Source organism: Mycobacterium sp. (genome assembly GCF_052144515.1).
Lineage (GTDB): Bacteria > Actinomycetota > Actinomycetes > Mycobacteriales > Mycobacteriaceae > Mycobacterium.
This window is the reverse complement of sequence record NZ_JBKQQD010000393.1, coordinates 1-3,133: the sequence shown is the minus strand read 5'-3', so window position 1 is coordinate 3,133 and position 3,133 is coordinate 1. Positions and strand designations below refer to the sequence as shown.

Genomic DNA, 3,133 nt, shown 5'->3' with positions numbered 1-3,133 from the left:
TCGCGGCGCGGTGGCCGGTGCGGCAGGCACGACCCTATCGCCGTCGACGCGACGACGTCGTTGCGCTGACCACCGGCCAGCGGGTGGTCGACTTGCTGTTCCCGATCGCCCGGGGCAGCACCGCCGCTGTGCCGGGCGGATTTGGTACCGGCAAAACGGTTCTGCTGCAACAGATCGCGAAGAGGTGCTACGCCGACGTCATCGTGTATGTCGGCTGAGGTGAGCGCGGCAACGAGATGGCCGAGATCGTTGCCGACATGCGTGAGTTGAGCGATCCGCGCACCGGCGGGCGGCTGGTGGACCGCACCGTGATCATCGCCAACACCTCAAACATGCCGATGATGGCCCGCGAGGCTTGCATCTACACCGGCGTCACGGTCGCGGAGTACTACCGCGACATGGGCTATCACGTCGTGGTGATCGCCGACTCCACCTCTCGGTGGGCAGAAGCATTGCGCGAGTTCGGATCTCGGCTGGGGGAGCTGCCCGCCGAGGAGGGCTATCCGGCCAACCTGTCCTCCGAACTCGCGGCGTTTTATGAACGGGCGGGATACGTCGACACCCTCGGTGGGGATACCGGATCGGTGACGGTGTTGGGAGCGGTGTCGCCGCCGGGTGGGGACCTGTCCGAGCCGGTCACCGTGCACACTGAGCGGTTCGTGCGCTGTCGGTGGTCTCTGGACCGGGACCTGGCCTACTCGCGTCATTACCCTGCGGTGTCGTGGTCGGCGTCGTTTTCCCGTGACGCCGAAGCGCTTGGCACCGCCCGCGTTGTTGCCGGCGATGACACTGGCTGGTCTGCCCGTCGCGCTCGGGTGCTGGATCTGCTGACCGAGTCCGATCGCCTGACCGCGCTCACCGAGCTGGTCGGCGTGACAGCGCTGCCCGACAGCGAGCGGATGGTGCTGGTGGCCGGCCGGCTGCTGCGGGAAACCGTGTTGCAGCAGAATGCCCAGAACCCCAACGACGCGCACTGCGGACCGGAGAAGACCGCGGCGCTCGTCGACGCGGCGTTGGCGGTAATCGACACCTGCCGTGAACTGGTTGCCGGCGGTGTGGCGGCGCAGCTGATCGAGGAGACCGACTTCGGCAAGCTGATCCGCGCCCGCGACGACAGCGGACCCGATGACACGGCGCTGGCGGTCCAGCGCCGCAACGAGATCGTCGAGACGCTGCGTGAGCTGCCGCGATGAGGAGCCCGTGGCCGCGATGGGTGGAATACCGCGGCGTGCGTGAGTTGCGCGGTCCACTGGCCGTGGTCGGTGGTGTCGCCGGTGTGGGGTGGGACGAGTACGTCGTCATCACGCTGGCCGACGGCTCGGTGCGGCACGGGCTGGTGCTCGATGTAAACCGCGACGTGGCGCTCGTGCAGGTGATGGAAGGCACGTCGGGAATGGACGCGGCAGGGGCCGCATACCGGTTCAGTGGCGAACCGCTGCGCATCCCGGTGGGAACCGCTTGGCTGGGCCGCGCCTGCAACGGCCGCGGCGAACCGATCGACGGCGGCCCGCCGGTGACCGGAGCACGACGGGTGCCGGTCAACGGCGACCCGCTCAACCCGATGCAACGCGAGGCTCCCTCGGAGCCGGTGTTGACCGGCGTGTCGGTGATCGATGCGCTGACCACCCTGGTCCGGGGTCAGAAACTGCCGGTCTTCTCGTTGCCCGGGTTGCCGCACCTGCGCCTGGCGTGTCAGATCGCCGCGCAGGCCAGTGCCGGCGGCGAGCCGTTCAGCGTGGTGTTCGCCGGCATCGGGCTTCCCCACGCCGACGTGGCCTATGCCCGCAATGTGCTCGAATCACGAGCCGCAGCGGGGGAATTGGTCTTGTTGCTGAACGCCGCCGACGACCCGGTCATCGAGCGGATCCTCACCCCGCGCATTGCGCTGACGATCGCCGAGCATCTGGCGTTCGAGACGTCGCGGCACGTGTTGGTGGTCATGACCGACATGACCAGCTACGCCGAGGCGCTGCGGGAAATCTCGGCAGCCCGCGGTGAAATGCCGGCGCGGCGCGCCTATCCGGGCTATCTCTACAGTGACCTGGCGTCGTTGTACGAGCGGTGCGGCAAAATCGTCGGACAGCCCGGCTCGGTAACCGTGCTGCCCGTGTTGACGATGCCCGGCGGCGACATCACCCACCCGGTGCCGGACCTGACCGGCTACATCACTGAAGGGCAGATCATCTTCTCCGCGCAGATGCATCTGCACAACATCTACCCGCCGGTGGACGCCTTATCGTCGCTCTCGCGGCTGATGCGCCGCGGCGCTGGGGCTGGGCGCACCCGCGACGATCACCTGCCGGTGGCGGCGCAGCTGCTCGCCTCGTTGGCCCACGCACGGCAGGTAAGCGCGTTGGCCGAGCTGATCGGGCCCGACGCCCTCACCGCCACCGACCGCAGCTATCTGCTGTTCGAGGACGATTTCGCCGCGAAGTTGGTCAATCAACGTCCCGACGCCGCACGACCTTTCGACGAAACCCTCGACCGGGCATGGGAAGTACTCGCGCGGTTGCCGCGCAGTGAACTGTCGATGCTGCCCTCCGATCTGCTTGAGGCACACTGGCCCGACAGAGTGCAGGGGGCGTGATGGCGCCGTTGTCGCGTCCCCCGGGGCGGATGGGCCGACTATGGGTGCTGAACCGGCTCGACCTCGCCGAGCGGGGGGTGACGCTGCTCGAGCAGAAGCTGCACTTGCTGACCGCGCTGCAAGAAGAGCTGCAGCGCAAGGCCGAACAAAGCCGCCACGACTGGCAGCAGGCCTGCCGCGAGGCCGACATGTGGGGGCTGCGCGCGATGCTGCTGGGCGGCCAAAACGCGATCGACCTGGCCGTCACCACCGCGCCGGCATCGGTCACCGTGCAGTGGGCCGTCACCGCCGGGGTGCGCTACCCCGACGCCGCCGTCTGCGTATTGCCGTCCGAAAGCGATCCGGCCGTCATCTACCCGACCTCGGCGTCTGTTCAGGCGGCGCGGGCATATCGAGCGGCCGTTGTCGCCGCCGCCGAATGCGCTGCGGCGCAATCGTCTTTCCGAACCGTCGAGCAAGAGGTTCACACCACCCGGCTGCGGGTGCGCGCCCTGAGCCGACACTGGTTACCTCTGCTACGGCAGGAGTTGGCCCGCATCGAGTTAG

The 3,133-nt window shown here is 68.2% G+C and carries 3 protein-coding genes and 1 pseudogene; all 4 read left to right on the top strand.

Annotated features, from left to right (window positions below):
• Window positions 1–17: 17 nt before the first annotated feature.
• Window positions 18–680 (top strand): annotated as a pseudogene (locus ACLP9N_RS26160) (V-type ATP synthase subunit A); the annotation flags it as partial.
• On the top strand, window positions 660–1,193 hold the full coding sequence (locus ACLP9N_RS26155) for an ATP synthase beta subunit C-terminal domain-containing protein (RefSeq protein WP_442410108.1): 534 nt from the start codon (window positions 660–662) through the stop codon (window positions 1,191–1,193). The pseudogene ACLP9N_RS26160 and the gene ACLP9N_RS26155, both read left to right, overlap by 21 nt.
• Window positions 1,190–2,587, top strand: a complete 1,398-nt coding sequence (locus ACLP9N_RS26150; protein WP_442410107.1) for a V-type ATP synthase subunit B — start codon at window positions 1,190–1,192, stop codon at window positions 2,585–2,587. The genes ACLP9N_RS26155 and ACLP9N_RS26150 overlap by 4 nt, the downstream gene beginning before the upstream one ends.
• Window positions 2,587–3,133: V-type ATP synthase subunit D (locus ACLP9N_RS26145; protein WP_442410106.1), on the top strand; the 547-nt coding region annotated here is incomplete at its 3' end. The genes ACLP9N_RS26150 and ACLP9N_RS26145, both read left to right, overlap by 1 nt.